Annotated in this window: 4 protein-coding genes; 2 read left to right on the forward strand and 2 right to left on the reverse strand. The window is 46.9% G+C overall.

Features of this window, described 5'->3' with window-relative positions; all coding sequences use genetic code 11:
• Positions 1–477 precede the first annotated feature (477 nt).
• A complete protein-coding gene (locus QUB52_RS28740) occupies positions 478–738 on the reverse strand; it encodes a hypothetical protein (protein ID WP_332975640.1) in 261 nt (86 codons plus the stop codon).
• A gap of 501 nt (positions 739–1,239) precedes the next feature.
• Here QUB52_RS28740 and QUB52_RS28745 point away from each other — a divergent pair.
• Complete coding sequence (locus QUB52_RS28745) at positions 1,240–2,457, forward strand: HhoA/HhoB/HtrA family serine endopeptidase (RefSeq protein WP_332975641.1); 1,218 nt, start codon at positions 1,240–1,242, stop codon at positions 2,455–2,457.
• A 199-nt stretch (positions 2,458–2,656) separates the two neighbouring features.
• On the opposite strand, the gene QUB52_RS28750 is transcribed toward QUB52_RS28745, so the two are convergent.
• On the reverse strand, positions 2,657–3,004 hold the full coding sequence (locus QUB52_RS28750) for a DUF760 domain-containing protein (protein ID WP_265233257.1): 348 nt from the start codon (positions 3,002–3,004) through the stop codon (positions 2,657–2,659).
• Between the two features lie 151 nt (positions 3,005–3,155).
• Here QUB52_RS28750 and QUB52_RS28755 point away from each other — a divergent pair.
• Positions 3,156–3,741 (forward strand): RNA-guided endonuclease InsQ/TnpB family protein (locus tag QUB52_RS28755; RefSeq protein ID WP_442923239.1); only part of this gene is annotated, 586 nt, incomplete at its 3' end.

Genomic DNA, 3,741 nt, shown 5'->3' on the forward strand with positions numbered 1-3,741 from the left:
CTAACTTTTGTTGGTAGATACCTATAAGCTTCTAAGTTCTTAGTCTGGTGATAAATATTGATGGAGTTGTAATACTTGTTGTTGGCAAAAAAGTATTGGCGCTGGACGTAGTTAGCAGAATTGTATAGATGTTTTGATTGTAATGCTAAGTGGTCGCACTCCTTCCAAAATCTATGCTGTCTGTTAATTACGTGTTTTTTAACTGCATTTGACTCGACATGAGTAAATGTATTGTGCTTCGTATTATATACGACTTCCTGCGAGCGTCAAGATGGCAGGTAAAAAAAAATTATAATGAGTCCAAATGCACCCTTCCCATAACGCAAGACGCCCGCATCTGTAATCCAATGGCACGGAGCCAAAAACAAATTGAACTAGGGGCAAATAGTCTGGGGTGATGCGATCGCAACGAATTGCGGACAAAGCTACCCAAATAGTAAAGGATGGGTAGCTTTGTCCATAAATTAAGTTACAGTTTCAAACCCCGCTGTGGAAAAAAAACTCGCGACGCACCGGATGCCACTGCCGCCCATAACGCAAAGCTTCCACCGCTGGGGCGGGTAGCGGAAATCTTTGCACCGATGTTGCATCGGGATTTACAGAAAACTCGATCGACCTTTTCACCCCAGGAATAAACACCGTTTGCCCCAAAGACCTGCACCCATTCGCCTCAAACAGCCAATCTGCGCGCACTTGGTAAACTTCTGCCAGTTTTTGCCAATTCCAGCCCGCAGGCACTTTTACGAGCCTGCTATCCTAGGGAGGAATGACGATCGCACTTCCGGCAGATACTCCACCTCCCCGCAACATCGGATCGGGGTTTTCTCAAGGCGCACCGGGTGGAAGATTTGCCGCCTGCTGGGCGGGTGCGATCGACCTTTAGTAGTGTAGAAATCAGCAGAAATAAGCGTTTCAAAGTCATTAGGTAGATAAAAAAGTATTCATTTCGGACAATTGACAATATTTGAGTTGAGTGAAACTGCATATTTACAAGCTCTAGCCACCCCCCAGACTGTAAATCCCACGCTAAGCCAAGTTAGGATGAGAATTATTAGTTTTGGTCGCTGATGGCAAATCAGGCAATTTCTGCCTGTGATGCCCATCAGCACCTGTCTGTTAACAGCTATGTTAGGAGAGGAAGCGGTACGCCCTGCCCCGTTTCCTTCCCGTCGCCAAGACAAAAACGCTTGATTCCGAATGTGTCTGCGGGGATGAGGTATTCACCGGGAGTTGTTAAATATGAATTTATCTTTTAAGCAAATGACCCTTTATGTGACTTTGCTGTCTATTGGCGGAGGCATCGGATGGTTGGGGAATCGCTATCTACAAGGATCAAACAATCTGGAAACCGGATTGGTTTTGCCCGTTGTGCGCCAGCAAATCCCGCCCTATGCGTCTCCTCCTGTTCAGGAAAATCGCCCAGTCGATCGCACCAATCCCAATTTTATTGCTGAAGCAGCCGAAAAAGTCGGCCCCGCTGTCGTGCGGATTGACGCATCAACCAAGCTACCGAATCAAGTGCCCGAAGCTTTCAAAAATCCTTTGTTTCGCAGGTTTTTTGGGGACAATTTGCCGCAGCCGGAAGAACGAGTCAAGCGCGGTACGGGTTCGGGGTTTATTCTCACTGCTGATGGCCGCATCGTGACCAATGCTCATGTTGTCTCCGGGACGGATACTGTTAAGGTGACGCTCAAAGACGGCCGCGAGTTTGAGGGTAAGGTGCAGGGAGTCGATCCGCTGACGGATGTCGCTGTTGTGAAAATTAATGGCAAGGAACTGCCGCAGGTTACTATCGGTCGATCGGATAACATTGTACCTGGACAGTGGGCAATCGCGATCGGGAATCCTTTAGGTCTCGACAATACCGTGACTGTCGGCATTATTAGCGCCACCGGTAGAACCAGTTCCCAAGTCGGCATCCCCGATAAGCGAGTCCGCTTCATCCAAACCGACGCCGCCATCAACCCCGGCAATTCGGGCGGCCCGCTACTCAACGATCAAGGCGAAGTAATTGGCATCAATACCGCCATTCGCGCCGACGCTCAGGGCTTGGGATTTGCAATTCCGATCGAAACTGCCAAACGAGTTTCCGATCAGTTATTCGCCAAAGGAAAAGCCGAACATCCCTATCTCGGCATTCAAATGATCAGCTTGACTCCCGCCACCAAAGCAGAAGTCAACAAACAACTGGATAATAAAATTACGATCGATCAAGGCGTAGCCGTGATCCGAGTCGTGGAAAATTCCCCTGCTCAAAAAGCCGACTTGCGCGCCGGAGATGTCATCCAAAAAGTTGACGAAATTGCGGTCAACACTCCAGGAGACGTGCAAGAACGGGTGGAAAACACTGCTGTGGGCAAAGAACTCGAAGTGGAAATTAACCGTTTGGGTCAAGTTCAGAAAATTAAAGTACGTCCCGGTGCTTTTCCCCTATCGGGTAGCCCCGCAGGTGGTTAGTTGCCACGGTGGAGGATGAAAGATGAATCTGATGCTCGATAGTCTAGAGAGGCAGAAACCGGGTTTTTCCACCAAAATCCTCCGTGTATCGCGAGGTATATAGGATTAAAAACCCGGTTTCTTAATTCCCTGTCTGTCCAGGAATGTTTATTTTTTCAACAATTTTCATCTTTCTCGCTTACCCAACCCGTTGATATTTTTACTTTTCTTTGGGAGAGTTTGGTTGAATCGAACTCGTGCTTGCTAAATTTTCTTCTAGCTGCATCCTCTGCTCCATTTGCCTCAGAAAATAGCCTGTCATCATCGCTGAAGCTAGCAAACCTGCTAAGTTTTCGCGGTCAGTGGTAATTTCGACGTTAAAATTGTCCGAAGGCAAGACGCCGACAAGTCCTTGAACGTTATGAGAGATAATTTCTTTGATTTCAGGGCTGGCGGACTTGGCGATGCGGGCTAGAACCTCCGGAGATTGGTGTTGGAGGTACTTCAGAAGTGGGTTGACTGCGGTTTGTTGGGCATTGTCATGGTCAAAGTCAGGGTGAAAAACCATTTGGCGATTCTTAATTTCTGGCTGGCTACATTCTACCAAAGAAATGGGGACGCGAGCCTCCCCCTTCTAGGGGGACTTTCTCCGAATTCTGACAGATCGTTGAGTATTCCTATGACGAGTCTGCTATTGTAGGAACAGGAGGAATAGAAAAATGCTTGTTCTCGAATTCAAGGCTTACGCAAAACCAAATCAGTTTCAGTCGATCGATGAAGCGATTAGAATTTGTCAATTCATTCGCAATAAATCAATCCGGCTGTGGATGGATGGTGGTGCAAAATCTTGGTTCGAGCTTTCTAAGTATTGTGCAATTTGGGCTAAAGAATTCGACTTTGCGAATAAGTTAGGTGCAATGGCTCGACAGGCAAGTGCTGAGAGAGCATGGGCTGGTATTTCCCGTTTTTACGAAAACGTCAAAAAGGGCATTAAAGGTAAAAACGTTGGTTTTCCTAGATTCCAAAAAGACTGTCGATCCGTTGAATACAAAACTAATTCTTGGAAGCTTGCGGAAGATAGGAAATCAATCACTTTTACAGATAAGTGCGGCATTGGCAAGCTGAAGCTAAAAGGCACTCGCGATCTTAATTTCTATCAGCCAGACCAAATCAAACGAATTCGACTAATTAAACGAGCCGATGGATATTACGTCCAGTTTTGTATCCGAGTAGACCGAGTAGAACTCGCGACCATGACAGGCAAAACGATTGGATTAGATGTGGGACTTAAAGAGTTTTACACTG

This window comes from Microcoleus sp. A6-C6, from assembly GCF_036705955.1.
Classification (GTDB): Bacteria; Cyanobacteriota; Cyanobacteriia; order Cyanobacteriales; family Microcoleaceae; genus Microcoleus.